Source organism: Ochrobactrum sp. SSR (assembly GCF_030067775.1).
GTDB lineage: Bacteria > Pseudomonadota > Alphaproteobacteria > Rhizobiales > Rhizobiaceae > Brucella > Brucella teleogrylli.
Window position 1 is genome coordinate 622,722 of sequence record NZ_CP125970.1, and the last position, 18,101, is coordinate 640,822.

Sequence of the window (18,101 nt, forward strand, 5' to 3'; positions counted from 1 at the left end):
CTGTTTTTTAACAGCCTTGATCTTCCTGCAATGACTTAAGAGGCCTGCCGATGTTCGATTTGATTGTGAGAAACGCTAATCTCCCTGACGGTCGTGAGAAGCAGGACATTCTGGTCAAGGACGGCAAGATTGCCGATATCGTACCGTCCAAGGGCGAGCATCAGGCTGCCAGGGAAATCGACGCTTCCAACCGCCTCGTCACGCCGCCTTTCGTCGATCCGCATTTCCATATGGACGCAACGCTGTCGCTCGGCCTGCCGCGCCTCAACCGTTCCGGTACGCTTCTGGAAGGGATCGCGCTCTGGGGCGAACTCAAGCCCATGCTGACCGTTGAAGCCATGGTCGAGCGCGCCTTGCGCTATTGCGATCTGGCCGTCTGCCAAGGCCTGCTGGCCATTCGCAGCCATGTCGATGTCAGCGATCCGCGTCTCCTGACGGCGGAAGCGATGATCGAGGTGCGCGAAAAGGTAAAGCCGTATATCGATCTGCAACTCGTCGCCTTCCCACAGGACGGTTACTATCGTTCGCCGGGCGCGGTTGATCTCGTCAACCGCTCGCTCGATATGGGCCTCGATGTGGTCGGCGGCATTCCGCATTTCGAGCGCACCATGGCCGATGGCGCTGCATCGCTGGAAGAACTCTGCCGGATTGCCGCCGAGCGCGGCCTGCCGGTCGATATTCATTGCGACGAAACCGATGATCCAATGTCGCGTCATGTGGAAACGCTGGCCGCCCAGACCGTGCGTTTCGGGCTTCAGGGTCGCGTATCGGGCTCGCACCTCACATCCATGCATTCCATGGACAATTACTATGTTTCCAAGCTCATTCCGCTGATTGCGGAAGCGCAGATGAACGCTATTCCGAACCCGCTCATCAATATCACATTGCAGGGACGCGCCGACACCTATCCAAAGCGTCGCGGCATGACCCGCGTGCCGGAACTGATGGCTGCTGGCGTTAATGTCGCCTTCGGTCATGATTGTGTTATGGACCCATGGTACTCGATGGGCTCCGGCGACATGCTGGAAGTGGGTCATATGGCGGTTCATGTGGCGCAGATGACGTCCATCGAAGGCAAAAAACAGGTCTTCAATGCGTTGACCGTCAATTCGGCCAAGGCGCTCGGTCTGGAAGGTTATGGTCTTGAAAAGGGCTGCAATGCAGACTTCGTCGTGTTGCAGGCGCGTGACCCGCTGGAAGCGCTGCGCCTCAAGGCCAACCGCCTGACGGTCGTGAAGCGAGGCAAGATCATTGCTGAAACGCCGCAGCGTGTCAGTGCGCTCAATCTCGAAGGCCGTCCGTCTTCGGTTGATGGCGCCGATTACGCACCCATCGGCTGAACAAACACGACGCAGCAACAAACCAGTGCCTGTTTTTCAAGCGACCGATAAAAGCGCTTGAATTAAAGGCAGATTAGTCGGAAATACGAGACATTGCTTATGCTCCTCCTGATCAGGGTGCAGGGCAATCCGTCGCGCATGGAAAGCACGCACAAACACCACCTTAAGAGGGGTCCAAATGGCCAAATTATCGAACTTTACCCGCCGCGACATTCTTGCGATGTCTGCGGCACTCGGCGCAACTGCGATTTCCACGCGTGTTTTCGCAGCGGATGAAAAGCTGAAGGTTGCAGGCATTCACGCCTCGCCGGTTGAAAACGCCTGGAACTCCCGCCTGCACGAAGCACTGAAGCAGGCCAATGACGAAGGCGTCATCGAATATGTCTTCTCCGAAGGCGTTTCGGCGAGCGACTATCCCCGCGCCATGCGCGAATATGCCGAACAGGGCATCAAGCTGATCGTCGGCGAATCCTATGCCGTCGAACGCGAAGCGCGTCAGGTTGCTGGCGATTATCCGCAGACCACTTTTGTCATGGGTTCCTCCGGTAAGCCGCAGGGCGACAATTTCGGCGTGTTCGGCACCTGGAATTTCGAAGCAGCCTATCTTGCAGGCATGCTGGCAGGCGCGATGAGCAAGTCGGGCACTTTCGGTTCGGTCGGCGCTGTGCCGATCCCGGAAGTCAACATGCTGATGAACGCCTTCCAGGATGGCGTGAAGGAAACCCGTCCAGATGCGAAATTCATTGCATCCTTCATCGGCACCTTCTTCGATCCGCCGAAGGCGCGTGAAGCCGGTCTTGCCCAGATCGATTCCGGCGCAGACATTCTGTTCGGCGAACGCATCGGCACCGCCGACGCCGCCAAGGAACGCGGCATCAAGGCAATCGGTTCGCTGATCGACTATACACCGCGCTATCCGGATACGGTTTTTGCCAATGCAATGTGGTACTTCCGCCCAATCCTTAATGCAGCGATTGCAGATGTGAAAGCCGCCCAGCCGACCGGTAAGGATTACACGCCATTCAGCCTCATGAAGGAAGGCGGCAACGACATCGTCTACGTCAAGGGCGTCGCACCGGCAGAAGCCGAAGCCAAGATGGAAGCGCGACGCGCCGAGATCAAGGCTGGCAAGTTCGAGTACAAGCCGAACGCGGCTGAGCCCAAGTAAGACAGCAGCAAACAGGGCGGCAGAAGTGGCATTCGACAGCAAGCATCAGGACGCAACAGCACTCGCGCAAGCGATTGCCGGAGGCGTTTTAAATGCGCGAGAGGCCATGGATGCCGCCCTCGAAGCCGCAGAAAAATGGCGCCCTCTGGGCGCCATTGCATATCTCGATCCTGAACTGGGCCGTACCAATGCCGCAGCCTTTGACGCGCACGCCGACAAAGCTCCGTTTGCGGGCATCCCATCGCTGTTCAAGGATTTGGGCGGCCCTTGCGCCGGTCTGCCGATCCGGCTTGGCTCGCGTGCCTTCGAAAACGCTTCGCCGCAAATGGATTCCGAGCTTGGTAGTCGCCTGCGCAAAGCGGGCCTCAATTTCTTCGGCACGACCACCGTGCCGGAATTCGGCCTTGCACTCGCCAGCGAACCGGAAAGCGGCCCACTGGCTCGCCATCCATTCGATGGAACACTTTCTCCCGCTGGCTCATCCGGTGGCGCGGCGGCAGCCGTCGCAGCCGGGATTGTCAGCATCGCCCACGCAACGGATGCAGGCGGCTCCATTCGCGTACCTGCCGCTACCTGCGGTCTGATCGGCCTGAAGCCGAGCCGTGGCGCGATGCCCGCCGGACCGCATTTCGGCAATTATCTCGCCGGTATCGCCAGCGAGTTTGCGCTGTGTCGCTCGATCCGCGATGCGAAGACACTGCTTCCGCTCGTCGAGGGCAACACCGAGGGCTTTCTGCCTGATCCGGCCATGAGCGCGGGCGAGCTGCCGGAACGTCTGCGCGTCGGCTTTGTCGCGGAAGACCTTGCCGCTTATCCTGTCACAGCAGAGCGTATGCAGGTTGTGACCGATGCCGCCCGTTTTCTGGAAGCGCAAGGCCATGCCATCCGCGAAATCCCCGCGCAGGATCTAAGTCCTCTTGTCGCTTCCAGCGCACGCGCATTCGATCGCATCATTTCCGTCAATCTTGCAGCCGCAATCGACTTTCTAGCAATCGATCAGGAGAAACTGGAACCGCTCACCCGCGCGGTTGCAGAGCGTGGACGCGGGTTTGATGCAACCGCGCTCTATCGTGCCATGAACGGCGCTGTCAGCGCTTCGCATATGCTCTGGCAGATTTTCCGCGATATTGATGTGCTGATAACCCCGATGCTTTCCAGAGCGCCCTTGCCATTGGGCTCGTTTCCGATGAACCATGGCGATGTGGACAATCACTGGCGGAAGATGAACGAATTTGCGCCCTATGCGGCGCTTGCCAATATTTCCGGTTTCCCGGCGCTTTCTCTACCATTCGGAGAAGATGCCAACGGGATGCCGTTAGCCGTGCAGCTTATCGCGCCCATGGGCGCGGACAGGCTACTTCTGAATGCCGGTCAGCGGCTGGAAGCGGATCGCCGCTGGCAGCATAAATTTCCCGTTGCGGGGTTGAACCAATGACGACAACAGTTCTTGAACTGCAAAACATCACCAAGCGCTTCGGTGCACTTACAGCCAATGACGATATTTCGCTGAAGCTGGAGCGTGGCGAAATCCTCGCTTTTCTCGGCGAAAACGGCGCGGGTAAAACCACGTTGATGAACATCCTGTTCGGCCATTATGTGCCGGATGAAGGACGTGTCTTCGTCAAGGGCGTTGAAATCCCGCAGGGCAAGCCGCGCGCAGCCATCGATGCGGGCGTAGGCATGGTGCACCAGCATTTCACCCTCGCACCCAACCTCACGGTTCTGGAAAACATCATTACCGGCACAGAAAGCCTCTGGAAGCTCAAATCCGCGCATGGTGCAGCGCGCGCCAAGATCGCGCAGATTGCAGAGCGTTTTGGCCTCAAGGTCGATCCTGATGCGCGGCTTGGCGATCTTTCGGTCGGTGAGCAGCAGCGCGTCGAAATTCTGAAAGCGCTTTATAACGACGCGGATGTGCTGATCCTCGATGAACCGACCGCCGTTCTGACGACGCAGGAAGCGGAAGGCCTGTTCGCGACGCTCAAAGAAATGGCCCGCCAAGGCCTGTCGCTGATCTTCATCTCGCACAAACTGCATGAAGTCATGTCCGCCGCCGACCGGGTTATCGTGCTGCGCGGCGGCAAGCTTGTCGCCGAGCGCAAGGCTTCTGAGACTTCCAAGGAAGAACTGGCCGAACTGATGGTGGGACGACGTGTTTCGCGCCCTGCCCGCGCCGCTGCAACCCCCGGCGAAACGTTGCTGGAAGCCAGCAATGTCACGGTTGTGGAGGACGGAATTGCTCGCCTTTCGGAACTGAATTTTCAGGTTCGTGCCGGTGAAACGCTCGGCATTATCGGTGTGTCCGGCAATGGGCAAGCAGCGCTCGGACGGTTGGTTTCGGGCCTTAGCCAGCCGGCAAGCGGCGCGCTTATCATGTTGGGGCAGACCGTGACCAAATTCGATCCGCGCCGCTTTGTGGCAGAAGGTGTCGGGCGTATTCCCGAAGACCGGAATGCTGAAGGCGCCATTGGCGATCTGACCTTGTGGGAAAATGCCATTCTGGAGCGCGTGCGCGATCCGAAATTCTCGAACGGTATTCTGGTCAATCGCACTGCGGCACGCGAATTCACCGACCGTATTATCACGGATTTCGATGTGCGCGGCGGCACACCGGATAGTCGTATCCGCCTGCTTTCCGGCGGCAATATGCAAAAGCTCATTTTGGGTCGCAATCTGGAGACCGCGCCGCGCATTCTCATCGCGGCGCAGCCGACACGCGGACTGGATGAAGGCGCGGTCGCGGCCATCCACACCCGCATTCTCGAAGCGCGCGCCAAGGGCGCAGCCGTTCTGCTGATTTCCGAAGATCTTGATGAAATCATTGGCTTGGCGGATCGTGTTCAAGCGATTGTTAAGGGCCGCCTCTCCCCGCCTATCGATGCAGAAGAAGCCAATGCGCAGAGACTGGGCCTCATGATGGCTGGCGAATGGCAGGCAAATACCAAGAAGGGGCTGAATTGATGCGTATTGAACGACGCGAAACGCGGCCCATGGCGTTGGTGACTACGGCACCGATCATTGCGGTCCTGGCCGCTTTCGTGCTGGCGGGCCTGCTGATAGCCGCCGCCGGTGCGCCGGTGGTCGAATCCTTCCGCCAGATCGCCATCGGCGCATTTGGCAACAAGCTGTCGATCAGCGAGACGCTGACACGCGCCACGCCGCTGATGCTGACCGGCCTTGCCGCCGCTGTCGCCTTCCGCTCCAAGCTTTGGAATATCGGTGCTGAGGGACAGTTCTATATGGGCGCGCTGGCCGTGGTGGCCATGGGCACGCAATTGCAGTTGCCCGCGCCGCTCCTAATTCCGCTGCTGCTGATTGTCGGCGCGATTGCTGGCATGATTTTTCTACTGATCCCGCTCGGCCTTCGCTTGCGCTTCGGCGTCGATGAAGTGGTGACGACACTGCTTTTGAACTTCGTTGCCGTGCTGTTCGTTTCCATGATGATCGAAGGGCCGATGAAAGACCCGCTGGCCTTTGGCTGGCCACAGTCTGAACCGGTGCCGGATGCCGCCGTGCTGCCGAAAATCATGGCGGGTATGCGACTGCATATCGGCATCCTGATCGCCATCGCGCTTGCGCTGATCATTGCCTATGTGCAGAAGCGCACCGTGTTCGGCCTTGAAACCAAGGCCGCCGGTATCAATCCGGGTGCGGCGCGTTTTGCAGGTGTTCCCCTCGGTCGCACACTGATCAAGGTCGCCTGTATCTCCGGCGGTCTGGCAGGTCTGGCGGGCGCCATTCAGGTCATGGGTGTGAAGGGCTATGTCACGACCGACCTTTCGCCGGGCTTCGGTTATGCCGGCATTATCGTCGCGATGCTCGCCAACTTAAACCCGATCGGCGCGATCTTCTCGGCGCTCTTTGCCGCCGCCATGTTCGTTGGCGCAGACGGCATGAGCCGCGCCATCGGCATTCCGAGCTTCATTGCCGACGTCACCGTGGCGCTGTCGCTCCTGACCATGCTCGTCGCATTGTTCTTCACCCAATACAGGATCGCCCGATGAACGAGTTGATGGATATCCTGCTTTCTGCTGGCCTCTGGGTCTCGGTCCTGCGCATCGCAACGCCGCTGATCTTCGGCACGCTCGGCGCGCTTTATTGCGAACGCGCAGGCGTGCTCAATCTCGGCATCGAAGGCATCATGACCTTTGGCGCGATGATCGGCTGGCTGACTGTCTATAACGGGGCGGATCTGTGGGTGGGTGTGCTGGCCGCTGCCGCTTCGGGCGCGCTGTTCGGCCTGCTGCACGCGGCGTTGACTGTCCCGCTCGGGCTGTCGCAGCATGTGGTCGGTCTTGGCATTACGCTGTTTGCTTCAAGTCTCAGCTATTTCCTGTTCCGACTGCTGGTGCCGCTCTCCTCGACGCCGCCGACAATCACGCCGTTTCAGCCCGTGAACCCGTCGTTCCTCGCTGATGTGCCTTTTATCGGGCAGGTATTGGGCACACAGACAGCGTTGACATGGATCGCCATTCCGCTGGCACTTTTGCTTGGCTATGTGCTTTTCCGCACACCGCTCGGCCTTGCCATTCGCATGACCGGAGAAAGTCCTCATGCCGCCGAGGCGCAAGGCATCAACCCGATCCGTGTGCGCATTTTCACGATCATGTTCGGCAGTGCATTGATGGCGGTTGGTGGCGCGTTCCTGACGCTTTCGGCGTTCAACTCGTTCTTCCCGACCATGATGCAGGGACGCGGCTGGGTGTGTATCGCGCTCGTCGTTTTCGCATCGTGGAAGCCCGCCCGTGCATTGCTGGGCGCATTGCTGTTCGCGCTGTTCGATGCTTTTCAGCTTCGCCTGCAAACGGTCTATGGGAAGGCGGTTCCTTACCAGCTTTTCCTGATGATCCCCTACATCATGTCGATTATCGCGCTGATCGTCATGGCAAGGCGCGCGCGCGTTCCGCAAGCGCTGATGCAGCCCTATCGTCGCGGAGAGCGCTAACGGCGTTTTTCACCACAAAACTGCAAACAAAAACGGCGCCCGAAGGCGCCGTTTTCTTTTGTGTTGTCGAACTTATGCAGCGCTCGACTTGCTCTTTTCAAAGCGCTTGCGCTCATTCGGATCGAGATAGAGCTTGCGAAGGCGGATCGACTTCGGCGTCACTTCAACCAGTTCGTCGTCCTGAATCCATGACAGGGCGCGTTCCAGCGTCATCTTGATCGGCGGGGTGAGCTTCACGGCTTCATCCTTGCCAGCGGCGCGGATGTTGGTGAGCTTCTTGCCCTTCAGAACGTTGACTTCCAGATCGTTGTCGCGGCTATGAATGCCGATCAGCATGCCCTGATAGACCTTGACGCCAGCGTCGATGATCATCGGGCCGCGATCTTCAAGGTTGAACAGCGCGTAAGCAACAGCTTCGCCCTGATCGTTGGAAATCAGAACGCCGTTGTTACGGCCCGAGATTTCACCCTTATATGGCTGATAATCGTGGAACAGACGGTTCATGATCGCCGTGCCGCGCGTATCGGTCAGAAGTTCCGACTGATAGCCGATCAGACCACGGGTCGGTGCGTAGAACACCATACGAACGCGGTTGCCGCCCGAAGGACGCAGCTCGACCATTTCGGCCTTGCGTTCCGACATCTTCTGAACAACGGTGCCCGAATATTCTTCATCGACGTCGATGACGACTTCTTCGATCGGCTCAAGCTTCTCGCCGTTTTCGCCGTCCTTCATGACGACGCGCGGACGCGAAACGCCAAGTTCGAAGCCTTCGCGGCGCATGTTTTCGATCAAAACTGCGAGCTGCAATTCACCACGACCCGACACGAAGAACGAATCTTTTTCGTTCGATTCTTCGATCTTGAGCGCAACGTTGCCTTCTGCTTCCTTGAGCAGACGGTCACGAATAACGCGGCTCGTTACCTTGTCGCCTTCAGTGCCCGCATAAGGGCTGTCGTTGACGATGAAGGACATGGTCACGGTCGGCGGATCGATTGGCTGCGCTGCCAGAGGCTCGCTGACCGAAGGATCGCAGAACGTGTCTGCAACGGTGCCCTTCGAAAGACCGGCAATGGCAACAATGTCGCCTGCCTGTGCTTCGTCGATGGCCTGACGTTCGATGCCGCGGAATGCGAGAATCTTCGAGATACGACCGGTTTCGAGCAGCGAACCGTCCTGACCGAGAACCTTGACGGCCTGGTTCGACTTGATCGAGCCGGAATGGATGCGTCCGGTGATGATGCGGCCAAGGAACGGATCGGCTTCAAGGATCGTGCCGATCATGCGGAACGGGCCTTCAGCAACCTTCGGTGCCGGAACGTGCTTGAGCACGAGGTCAAACAGCGGGGCCAGACCTTCGTCCTGCGGACCTTCCGGGTTCAGCGCCATCCAGCCGTTACGGCCAGAACCGTACAGGATCGGGAAGTCCAGCTGTTCGTCGGTAGCGTCGAGATTGGCGAAGAGGTCGAACACTTCGTTGATGACTTCTTCATGACGGCCATCCGGACGGTCGATCTTGTTGATCGCAACGATCGGACGCAGACCAACCTTCAGCGCCTTGCCAACGACGAACTTCGTCTGCGGCATCGGGCCTTCGGCGGCGTCAACGAGAACGATAGCGCCGTCCACCATCGAAAGGATACGCTCAACTTCACCGCCGAAGTCGGCGTGGCCGGGTGTGTCGACGATGTTGATGCGGGTATTCTTCCAGACAACCGAGGTCGCCTTGGCGAGAATGGTGATCCCGCGTTCCTTTTCGATGTCGTTGGAATCCATCATGCGTTCTGCAACGCGCTGGTTGTCGCGGAACGAGCCAGACTGCTTCAGCAGTTCATCGACCAGTGTGGTTTTGCCATGATCGACGTGTGCGATAATAGCGATATTACGCAATTCCATATGGAGATCACTTCTATATGAGTTGGGAGCCGCGCCAACAGACCCGCGCGGAAAAACAATGCGGCGCTCTTACAGGTTTTTTTGCGTTTTAGAAAGGGGCAGCGCGACACTGCCCCTTATTTCTCGCGAAAAACCCTTGTTTATCGGCGCTTTTACACCGTCATTCTGTCAGTTTTTTGTCAGTCGGCGTGCGGAGTCGGCACCAAGCGCTACAACAAAGTGCCAGAAAGTATGACAATGGCGACGCTGAAATAAATGACAAGACCCGTCACATCGACCAATGTCGCCACGAAAGGCGCTGACGCACTGGCCGGATCGAATCCAAGCCGTTTCAACGCAAAAGGCAGCATTGAGCCAGTCAGCGAGCCGAACATCACGATACAGACGAGCGCCATGCCGACGGTCAGAGCGACCAGAATCCAGTGTTCTCCATAGTCATAGATGCCAATCGTCTGCCACACGGCAATGCGGACAATGCCGATCAGGCCGAGGAAACTGCCGAGAGCAAGCCCGGTCGGCAGTTCGCGCAACGCGACACGCCACCAATCCTTGAGCTTCACTTCCTGCAAGGCCAGCGCACGGATAATCAGCGAGGTGGCCTGCGAACCGGAATTACCGCCCGACGACATGATGAGCGGAATGAACAGCGTCAGCACGAGCGCCTTTTCCAGCTCCATCTCGAAATGCTGCATGGCGCTCGCCGTTAGCATCTCGCCAAGAAACAGAACGCCCAGCCAGCCAGCGCGCTTCTTCAACATTTCGCCGAAGCCAATGCGCATATAAGGCTTGTCCAGCGCCTCCATGCCGCCGAAGCGATAGGCGTCTTCGCTGGCATCTTCGGTGATGGCGTCAAGCACGTCGTCCACCGTCACAATGCCGATGATATGGCGGCTTTCATCCACAACGGGGACGGCCAGAAGATCGTGCTTGCGGAACAGGCGCGCAACGTCTTCGCGGCTGGTGAGTGGCGCAATGGTGATCGGTTCTTCGTCACGGACAATCGACAGAATCGGTTCTTCCGGCTCGCGGATGATCAGGCGGCGCAGGCTGACCACGCCTTCAAGGGCGCGGGACTTCGGATCAACCACGTAAATCGCGTAGACGGTTTCGCGCGTGCGCTCTACCTTGCGAATATGATCGAGCGTCTCGGCCACATTCCAGTTCGACGGCACGGCGATGAATTCGGTCGTCATGAGCGAACCGGCCGTATTCGGCGGATAGCCCATAAGTTTTTTCAGATTGGCCTTGGTTTCCGGGGCCAGAATGGCGAACAGCCGCGCACGGTCACCCTCGTCGAGTTCCTGAAACACGTCCGTCGAACGGTCAGCTGACATACCGTCCAAAAGAAGGCTCGCAAGCCCCGGCGCAAGCGCCGCTACGATTTCGGCGGTACGATGCAGTTCCGGCTGGTCAAGCAGGCGGATGGCATCTTCATGGGTGAGCTGTCCGAAGACGGAGATTGCGTCATCATCTTCGAGCTCGTTCAATAGCTCAACGGCATCGCCCGTATGCATTTCGGCGATACGTGCAGCAATCGCAGCCGCCGGGAGGTCGGCAACATCAAGCACTTCCGGAGAGAAGTTGTTGTCGGTCATTAAGCTTGCCTTTCCGTCGATCCGCCGTCAAAGGCAGATCGTGCAAGCTGACCTCAAGCGATCAGTACACGGCTACCTTGACGGCTGACACAATCGACTGTGACTGTCGCTGGGCATAAGAGAATAAAACTCCGGTTGAAGATTGCTGTCGCAAAGAGACTTCGGACAGCCAGCGTGATGTGCGCTTGGTCGCCCTTAAAGTCAAGCCCCACACAGTAATCTGAAGAGGTTTTTGCGAGCAAGGCGTCGAATGCTGTCGTCTGGCGCCTTAACCGTAAAAGCCGGTTGAACGCCCTTGCTCACCCGACACCGAAACCTTAAGTCTTGACCATCGAATTCATTTGATCCGGAGTTTCATCATGTCCGACAAGCCCACCTATAATCATGCGCTCACAGAATGGACCGGACCGCTGGGCCTGCCGGATTTCACCGCATTCAAAGACGACGATTTCGCGCCAGCCTTTGAGGCAGCGCTCGCATCCGATCTCGCCGAGGTGGAAGCCATTGCCAGCGCAACTGGCGAAGCAACCATCGAAAACACGCTGAAGGCCTTGCAACTGACAGGCAAGGCGCTTGACCATGTGTCGGCCATTTTCTGGATGCGCGCAGGCGCCCATAGCAACGACACCATTCAAGCACTGGAGCGGGAAATTGCGCCGAAAATGTCGCGTCATTATTCGCGCATCATGATGGACCCGGCTTTGTTCGCCCGGATCGACGCGCTCTATGACAATCGCGATCTGCTTGATCTCGACACGGAAACCAAACGCGTTCTGGAAAAGACCTGGAAGGGTTTTGTCCGGTCCGGCGCGAAACTCGATGAAGCTGGCAAGGCGGAACTCGCTGGCATCAACGAGAAGCTTGCCGGTCTCGGTGCACGCTTCGGCCAGAATGTGCTGAAAGACGAGTCGAGCTGGGCACTGTTCATCACCGATGAAGCCGATCTCGCCGGGCTGCCGGATTTTCTGAAAAACGCCATGCAGAGCGCAGCAAGCGAACGCGGCAAACCGGATGCTTATGCAGTTACGCTGTCGCGTTCCATCGTCGAGCCATTCCTCACCTTCTCAGAAAACCGCGCCTTACGCGAGCAGGCTTTCAATGCCTGGGCCAAGCGCGGCGAGAATGGCAACGACTCCGACAATCGCGAGATTGTGCGTGAGATGGTCGAACTGCGCGAGCGCAAGGCCCATCTGCTCGGCTATGCCAATTTTGCAGCCTATAAGCTGGACGACACCATGGCCAAGACGCCAAAGGCCGTCATGGACCTGCTGGAACCCGTTTGGGACAAGGCACGCGCAAAGGCTGGTGAAGAACAGGCAGAGCTTGAGCGCCTGATCGCCGCCGATGGCAGCAATCACAAAGTCGCGCCATGGGACTGGCGTTTCTATGCAGAAAAGTTGCGGGCCGAACGCTTTGCCTTCGACGAGGCCGAGTTAAAGCCTTATCTGCAACTGGAAAAGATCATCGAAGCGAGCTTCGATGTGGCCACGCGCCTGTTCGGCGTTCGCTTCGAAGAGAAGAAGGGCATTGCCGCCTGGCACCCGGACGTGCGCGTGTTTCAGGTTTTCAACCCGGATGGCAGCGAACGCGGTCTTTTCCTCGGCGATTATTTCGCCCGGACATCGAAGCGTTCCGGCGCTTGGATGAGTGCGCTGCAATCCAGCCACAAGCTCGACGGCGGCCAGAAGCCGATCATCTACAATGTGATGAATTTCGCCAAGCCGAAGGCCGGTGAACCCGCCCTGCTGTCGCTCGATGATGCCCGCACGCTGTTCCACGAGTTCGGCCATGCGCTGCACGGACTTCTATCGGATGTGACGTGGCCTGCCGTTTCCGGCACTGCCGTATCGCGCGATTTCGTGGAACTGCCGTCGCAGCTTTACGAACATTGGCTGACCGTACCCGCCGTTCTGGAAAAATACGCCGTGCATTACCGCACCGGCGAAGCAATGCCGAAAGCCCTGCTCGATAAGGTTTTGGCGGCGCGTTCGTTCAATGCCGGTTTCAACACGGTTGAATTTACCGCGTCCGCGCTGGTGGATATGGCTTTCCATACCGGTAATGAGAAGATCGCCGATCCGCTGTCCTTCGAGGCAAAAACGCTCGAAAAGCTTTCCATGCCTGATGCGATCATCATGCGCCACCGCACACCGCATTTCACCCATGTGTTCTCCGGCGATGGCTACTCCGCCGGTTACTATTCCTACATGTGGTCGGAAGTGCTGGATGCGGATGCGTTCTCGGCTTTCGAGGAAACCGGCGACGCTTTCAACCCGGAACTCGCCGCCAAGCTGGAGCAGCACATCTATGCCGCTGGCGGCAGTCGCGACCCGGAAGATCTGTACAAAGCATTCCGCGGCAAGATGCCGACACCGGATGCGATGATCGAAAAGCGCGGGTTGAACTAATCAAGCAAAAGGCCGGGAAACCGGCCTTTTCAGTTCTTATGGGTCAGGATATTGACCAACCGCCCAAAAGGATCGCGTACGAAAAAGCGGCGCACGCCCCAATCCTCATCCGCCGGACCGTATTCGATAGGAAACCCCATCGCGATTGCCTGCTCCAGCGTGGCGTCTACGTCGTCCACCTCGATGGAAAGATCGGGCACCGGCGTGCCCGAACCACCTTCACGCATGATGCTCACCTGCACGCGCGCCTGCGCATCGGTGGCATAGGTCACGATCCAGCCGAAATCCATCGCCACGTCGAGGCCCAACAATTCGCCATAGAAGCGTTTTGCCGCCGCAGGGTCGCTGGCAGCTATATTGGCGACGATGCGACGGACGGCCATCAATATTCGCCGAGCTTTATATCCGGCGTATAGTCAACGCCATCAACTTCCTTCACAACCGGCTGGCCGCACTGCATCACGCCGGTTGCCGCATTGAAGGCATAGGTCGGCGAGCCATGGAGCTGCCAGCCCTTGTTGAGCGCCGCCGTAACGCGGTGGCAAAATGCGGAATCATCCGGTCCGGTGATGAAACGATAGAGCTTCATAGTCTGTCTTCCTTTGTTAAATTTCAGGCCCGCGTTGGTTCTATTTATTACGCATTTCCAAACGCAAAACCGTTTCACACTTTTGCTGGAAATGCTTTCGCGAGCAGCTTTTCGGCCATTGCCAGATGCAGCCGTTCGATCATCTGGCCATCCAGTGACACAACGCCCTTATCCGCATTTTCTGGTTGAGCAAACAGATCGACAACGGCCCGTGCATGCGCCACTTCCTCATCCGTCGGTGAGAAGGCGCGATTGGCGGCCTCGATCTGACCCGGATGAATAAGCGTCTTGCCGTCGAAGCCCATCGCGGCCCCTTGCAAACACTCGGCTTCAAAGCCGACAGAATCGCGAAAATCGTTGAACACGCCATCGAGAACAGTAAACCCGCCTGCTCGCGCCGCGAGAATGATCTGCATCAGCCACGGCACGAGATAAGGCCGCCCGGCTTGCGGGCGAACACCAGTTTCCCGTGCAATATCGTTCGGACCAACAACGAAACAGGCGAGCCGCACTGCCGAGCGATGGCCGAGCATGGCTATTTCATCCGCGTTCAAAATGCCGCGCGGAGTTTCAATCATCGCCCAAACGCCGACAGACGGATCAGCATCCTTGCGATCAAGCCGATTGGCCGCATCGATAATGTCCTGCGGTCGCTCGACCTTCGGCAGGAGAATGGCGTCGGCACCCATATCAGCCGCTGCGGCCACATCATCCTTGCCCCATGGCGTCTCGCCAGAATTGACGCGAATGATCCGCTCAAAGGCCGGTTTCGGATGCGCTGCAAAATGCGCAACCAACGCCTCGCGCGCTGATTGCTTTGCTTCGGGCGCAACGGAATCTTCCAGATCGTAGATCACGCAATCGGCTGCAAGCGTGAGCGATTTTTCCAGCGCGCGCGGATTGGCGGCAGGAACGAACAGAACGGAACGGCGTGGACGAGCGATTGTTTTCATGGCCGATTTGTGCACGGAACTGCGACACGGTGCAAGCCTTGGGAGCGGGTTAAAGCTCCCTTCAAAGCGGGGGCTTGAAATCCGTGCCCTGCCCGCCTATTTTCCAGCCTTCGGTTGAATGCGCCAGCCGCCCGCAGGTTTCAAGCCACGGTAAAGCATTCGAAATACACGTTCCTGTCCCGTGACGGCAGAAACGGCAATGCGGGCACCCGTTCATGAAAACGCCGCTCACAATCAGGAGCGAAAACCATGACCACAGCTTTGACCGCTGGGCACACCACTATTGACTTCAAGCATCAGGCTCGCCGTTTGCGGCAGGCTTTGAGCGAGGAAGGCATCACCATCAGCCACGGTAAGGCGCTTGATCTCGTGGCCCGCCAGTCAGGCACGCGTGACTGGAACACGCTTGCCGCCACGGGCGGCAAGGTGGAAGCAACACCGGTTGCCGCGCAGGACGACACCGCCCCCTACCGTGTCGGCCAGCGCATCTCCGGCATGTTTCACACCACGCCCTTCGACGCTCGTATTATAGCCGTCGAGGAAACAATCAAGCCCGACCTGTGGCGGATCACATTGCAATTCGACCCGGCGATCGATGTCGCCGTTTCGCCAAATATGTCGATGCGGCGCCGGCGCTTTACCATTGTTGTCGGCAGTGACGGAAAATCCCGCCGCCTGACCGGCAGCGAGAGCGGCGGTGTGGCGTTGAACGTCCAATAATTGCGGATGCGGCATTTACAGCGCATGATTCAGAAAGGTTGACGGGATTTCCCGACAGGATTATGCGCAGTAATCAACTATCGAACCGTCCGGATCGCCTCAAAACGGTCTGGATGGTTCGATAAATTCGCCGCAGGTTGCGACCTATTGGGCAGTTTGGGCCTGAAACGTTGACTCTCGGCAATGCTGATGTAAACCAGTTCGCAATATAGCAAATACCCAACCGACAGGTTCAGGACATGGATAAGTTCACCAAGCTCACCGGCGTCGCCGCTCCCTGCCGATCGTCAACATCGACACGGATATGATCATTCCGAAGGATTACCTGAAGACGATCAAGCGCACGGGCCTGAGCAAGGGACTGTTTGCGGAAATGCGCTTTAATGAAGACGGTTCCGAAAACCCTGATTTCGTGCTGAACAAGCCCGGCTATCGCAATGCCCAGATCCTGGTTGCAGGCGATAATTTCGGCTGCGGCTCCTCGCGCGAGCACGCCCCTTGGGCTCTGCTCGATTTTGGTATCCGTTGCGTGATTTCGACCTCGTTTGCCGACATCTTCTATAATAACTGCTTCAAGAACGGCATTCTGCCGATCAAGGTCAGCCAGGAAGATCTCGACAAGCTGATGGACGACGCCTCGCGCGGTGCCAATGCCACCCTCACCGTCGATCTCGAAGCAAAGGAAATTCATGGCCCTGACGGCGGCACGATTTCCTTCGATCTCGACGACTTCAAGCGCCACTGCCTGCTCAACGGTCTGGACGATATCGGCCTGACCATGGAAAAGGCAAAGAGCATCGACACGTTCGAAGCCAAGCGCGCCGAACTGCGTCCCTGGGCCTGATGACACACAATGCAATTTACGCGGCCTTTAAGCCCTGTGGCCTGAGCAATTGAACAGGACACGATTGGCTGGAATGGCCCGAGAAGATCAAAGCGGCGACTGGGCGGGACGTTTCTCGCCCTCGCTGGACGAAGTTGAATCCATCGCGATTGAAGCTCTTGCGCATCTGCCGCAGGAGTTTCGTGCGTTGTGCGGCGACATCATCATCCAGATCGCCGATTTTCCTGAAGACCAGATCATCGAGGATATGGGGCTGGACACGCCATTCGACCTGCTCGGCCTTTTTGAAGGTCGCGGCATTGGCGAGCGTTTCAGCCTGCAGACCGGCGATGGTCCCAACCGCATCACGCTCTATCGTCGCGCCATTCTGGATTACTGGTCTGAAAATCAGGAGACGCTGGGCGATATCGTCACCCATGTGCTTATCCATGAGATCGGCCATCACTTTGGCCTGTCGGATGACGACATGGAAGCCATCGAAGCCCAGGCAGAATAATTTCTGCCGAATATCAATTCAAAAAGGCGCCCTGATCGGGCGCCTTTTTGTTTGGGTCAGGCGACGCTCAAGCGCACGTCGATATTACCGCGCGTGGCATGCGAATAAGGGCAAACAATGTGAGCCGCATTGACCAGCTCCTGCGCCTTTGCCTTCTCGACACCCGGAAGCGCCACTTCAAGCGCAACATCGAGACCGAAGCCGGTGCCGTCTTCGCGCGGGCCGATGCCAACGGTTGCTGTCACAGTGCTGTCGGCAGCAATGGCAACCTTTTCCTTCGAAGCAACAAACTTCAGCGCGCCAAGGAAGCAGGCCGCATAGCCGGACGCAAAAAGCTGCTCGGGATTGGTGCCCTCGCCGCCCTGACCACCGAGTTCCTTCGGCGTGTCGAGAACGACGCTAAGACGACCATCTGCGGTCTTGGCGCTGCCCGTGCGTCCGCCGGTTGCTGTGGACTGGGTGGTGTAGAGAATAGCCATTCGATTTCTCCTTCGGTGATAATTTGTCTCCGAAGACAAGCTATCGAAAATTAAATTGTGCGCAATCTAATTTTGCAAAATCATTTCTCACAATTAAGTGATGCACAATGCAATTGCGCATGATTTATGGTATGAAGGATATGCGCTGGAACAGCGCTCGAAGGAATTGGCGCATGACACAGGACTCTTTTCTCAAACTTTCAAACATGCTCTGCTTTGCGATTTATTCGACCGCAAATGCGCTGACGCGCGCATACCAGCCGATCTTGAGCAAACTGGACCTGACCTATCCGCAGTTCCTGGTGATGCTGGTGCTGTGGGAAAAGGACGACCAGACCGTTTCCGAAATCGGCGCGAAGCTCCATCTCGATTCAGGGACGCTGACGCCACTCCTGAAACGGCTTGAAACGGCAGGACGCATCACGCGCCGCCGCGATCCACAGGACGAACGGCAAGTGCGCATCACACTTACGGACGAAGGACTTATGTTACGGGAAGCGGCTGAATCTGTACCGGATCAAATTCTCTGTGCGCTCGGTCAGCCCGTCGATGAGCTGAAGGATTTGCGCTCCCGCCTGCTCGACATTCGCGGCAATCTTGCCGACAGCGTGGAACGCTAGATATTCGCCGCAAAATAAAAGCGCCGGTTTCCCGGCGCTTTTGCATTT

At 57.8% G+C, this 18,101-nt stretch carries 16 protein-coding genes and 1 pseudogene; 11 read left to right on the forward strand and 6 right to left on the reverse strand.

What is annotated here, in order from left to right; all coding sequences use genetic code 11:
- The first annotated feature begins 50 nt into the window (after nucleotides 1–50).
- The 6 genes from QLQ11_RS14375 to QLQ11_RS14400 all read left to right on the forward strand — a co-directional run bounded on the left by QLQ11_RS14375 (nucleotide 51) and on the right by QLQ11_RS14400 (nucleotide 7,453).
- Nucleotides 51–1,340 carry an amidohydrolase family protein gene (locus QLQ11_RS14375; protein ID WP_124915850.1) on the forward strand — a complete coding sequence of 430 codons (1,290 nt, stop codon included), beginning with the start codon at nucleotides 51–53 and terminating at the stop codon, nucleotides 1,338–1,340.
- A 178-nt stretch (nucleotides 1,341–1,518) separates the two neighbouring features.
- On the forward strand, nucleotides 1,519–2,508 hold the full coding sequence (locus QLQ11_RS14380) for a BMP family protein (RefSeq protein ID WP_109367298.1): 990 nt from the start codon (nucleotides 1,519–1,521) through the stop codon (nucleotides 2,506–2,508).
- A 25-nt stretch (nucleotides 2,509–2,533) separates the two neighbouring features.
- A complete protein-coding gene (locus tag QLQ11_RS14385) occupies nucleotides 2,534–3,943 on the forward strand; it encodes an amidase (RefSeq protein WP_244597130.1) in 1,410 nt (469 codons plus the stop codon).
- A complete protein-coding gene (locus QLQ11_RS14390; protein ID WP_109367297.1) occupies nucleotides 3,940–5,469 on the forward strand; it encodes an ABC transporter ATP-binding protein in 1,530 nt (509 codons plus the stop codon). The genes QLQ11_RS14385 and QLQ11_RS14390 overlap by 4 nt, the downstream gene beginning before the upstream one ends.
- Nucleotides 5,469–6,512, forward strand: a complete 1,044-nt coding sequence (locus QLQ11_RS14395) for an ABC transporter permease (RefSeq protein WP_283736154.1) — start codon at nucleotides 5,469–5,471, stop codon at nucleotides 6,510–6,512. Before QLQ11_RS14390 ends, QLQ11_RS14395 begins: the two co-directional genes overlap by 1 nt.
- Nucleotides 6,509–7,453, forward strand: a complete 945-nt coding sequence (locus QLQ11_RS14400; RefSeq protein ID WP_109367295.1) for an ABC transporter permease — start codon at nucleotides 6,509–6,511, stop codon at nucleotides 7,451–7,453. The genes QLQ11_RS14395 and QLQ11_RS14400 overlap by 4 nt, the downstream gene beginning before the upstream one ends.
- A 72-nt stretch (nucleotides 7,454–7,525) precedes the next feature.
- Here QLQ11_RS14400 and typA read toward each other — a convergent pair whose 3' ends face one another.
- Nucleotides 7,526–9,349 carry a translational GTPase TypA gene (gene typA / locus QLQ11_RS14405; protein WP_109367294.1) on the reverse strand — a complete coding sequence of 608 codons (1,824 nt, stop codon included), beginning with the start codon at nucleotides 9,347–9,349 and terminating at the stop codon, nucleotides 7,526–7,528.
- A 209-nt stretch (nucleotides 9,350–9,558) separates the two neighbouring features.
- Nucleotides 9,559–10,944, reverse strand: a complete 1,386-nt coding sequence (gene mgtE, locus QLQ11_RS14410) for a magnesium transporter (RefSeq protein ID WP_109367293.1) — start codon at nucleotides 10,942–10,944, stop codon at nucleotides 9,559–9,561.
- A 359-nt stretch (nucleotides 10,945–11,303) separates the two neighbouring features.
- On the opposite strand from mgtE, the gene QLQ11_RS14415 reads away from it, so the two are divergent.
- On the forward strand, nucleotides 11,304–13,352 hold the full coding sequence (locus QLQ11_RS14415) for a M3 family metallopeptidase (protein ID WP_109367292.1): 2,049 nt from the start codon (nucleotides 11,304–11,306) through the stop codon (nucleotides 13,350–13,352).
- 29 nt (nucleotides 13,353–13,381) lie between these two features.
- On the opposite strand, the gene QLQ11_RS14420 is transcribed toward QLQ11_RS14415, so the two are convergent.
- From QLQ11_RS14420 to QLQ11_RS14430, 3 genes are all read right to left on the reverse strand, one after another.
- Nucleotides 13,382–13,735, reverse strand: coding sequence for a VOC family protein (locus QLQ11_RS14420; protein ID WP_109367291.1), 354 nt, complete (start codon nucleotides 13,733–13,735; stop codon nucleotides 13,382–13,384).
- On the reverse strand, nucleotides 13,735–13,941 hold the full coding sequence (locus tag QLQ11_RS14425) for a DUF1737 domain-containing protein (RefSeq protein WP_109367290.1): 207 nt from the start codon (nucleotides 13,939–13,941) through the stop codon (nucleotides 13,735–13,737). The genes QLQ11_RS14420 and QLQ11_RS14425 overlap by 1 nt, the downstream gene beginning before the upstream one ends.
- A 74-nt stretch (nucleotides 13,942–14,015) precedes the next feature.
- Nucleotides 14,016–14,894 carry a CoA ester lyase gene (locus QLQ11_RS14430; RefSeq protein ID WP_109367289.1) on the reverse strand — a complete coding sequence of 293 codons (879 nt, stop codon included), beginning with the start codon at nucleotides 14,892–14,894 and terminating at the stop codon, nucleotides 14,016–14,018.
- Nucleotides 14,895–15,143: 249 nt separating this feature from the next.
- On the opposite strand from QLQ11_RS14430, the gene QLQ11_RS14435 reads away from it, so the two are divergent.
- From QLQ11_RS14435 to QLQ11_RS14445, 3 genes and pseudogenes are all read left to right on the forward strand, one after another.
- On the forward strand, nucleotides 15,144–15,614 hold the full coding sequence (locus QLQ11_RS14435) for a glyoxalase superfamily protein (RefSeq protein WP_109367288.1): 471 nt from the start codon (nucleotides 15,144–15,146) through the stop codon (nucleotides 15,612–15,614).
- Between the two features lie 239 nt (nucleotides 15,615–15,853).
- Nucleotides 15,854–16,458 (forward strand): annotated as a pseudogene (gene leuD, locus QLQ11_RS14440) (3-isopropylmalate dehydratase small subunit).
- Nucleotides 16,459–16,531: 73 nt separating this feature from the next.
- A complete protein-coding gene (locus QLQ11_RS14445) occupies nucleotides 16,532–16,954 on the forward strand; it encodes a metallopeptidase family protein (protein WP_109367286.1) in 423 nt (140 codons plus the stop codon).
- A 56-nt stretch (nucleotides 16,955–17,010) separates the two neighbouring features.
- On the opposite strand, the gene QLQ11_RS14450 is transcribed toward QLQ11_RS14445, so the two are convergent.
- Nucleotides 17,011–17,433, reverse strand: coding sequence for an organic hydroperoxide resistance protein (locus QLQ11_RS14450; protein ID WP_109367285.1), 423 nt, complete (start codon nucleotides 17,431–17,433; stop codon nucleotides 17,011–17,013).
- A 173-nt stretch (nucleotides 17,434–17,606) separates the two neighbouring features.
- Between QLQ11_RS14450 and QLQ11_RS14455 the strand changes: the two genes are divergently transcribed.
- Nucleotides 17,607–18,053: a MarR family winged helix-turn-helix transcriptional regulator gene (locus tag QLQ11_RS14455; protein ID WP_121538362.1), complete on the forward strand. Its 447-nt coding sequence runs from the start codon at nucleotides 17,607–17,609 to the stop codon at nucleotides 18,051–18,053.
- Nucleotides 18,054–18,101 lie beyond the last annotated feature (48 nt).